This is a genomic window from Anaerostipes butyraticus (assembly GCF_016586355.1).
Classification (GTDB): Bacteria; Bacillota; Clostridia; order Lachnospirales; family Lachnospiraceae; genus Anaerostipes; species Anaerostipes butyraticus.
Map to the genome: position 1 here is coordinate 1 of NZ_BLYI01000082.1, position 420 is coordinate 420.

Genomic DNA, 420 nt, shown 5'->3' on the forward strand with positions numbered 1-420 from the left:
AAAATATAAAATCCGATCAGGAACCCAACTCAGGAAATGGATCATAAAGTATAATAGTCATGAGGAACTGAAATCTTCTGGAACGGGAGGCTGTATCATCATGACAAAAGGAAGAAAGACCACCTTTGACGAACGGGTCGAGATCGTCCAATACTGTATCACTCATGGCCGCAATTATACGGAAACATCAGAAAAATATGGAATATCTTACCAACAGGCCAGGAATTACACCATAAAATACGAATCTGGAGGAGTGAATGCCCTGAAGGACTGCAGGGGGAAAAGAAAAGCTCCGGAGGAAATGAGTGAACTCGAAAGACTGCGTGCTGAGGTAAAACTGCTGCAGGCAGAAAAGGAACGGGCAGAAATGGAGATATCCTTCTTAAAAAAACTCGAAGAAATAGAGAGGAGGCGGGGCTG

1 protein-coding gene is annotated in these 420 nt (G+C 43.6%); it reads left to right on the forward strand.

The window, feature by feature from the left end; all coding sequences use genetic code 11:
* Positions 1–100: 100 nt before the first annotated feature.
* Positions 101–420, forward strand: a 320-nt coding sequence (locus tag JMF81_RS16280) for a helix-turn-helix domain-containing protein (protein WP_201312476.1), incomplete at its 3' end; no start/stop codon positions are given.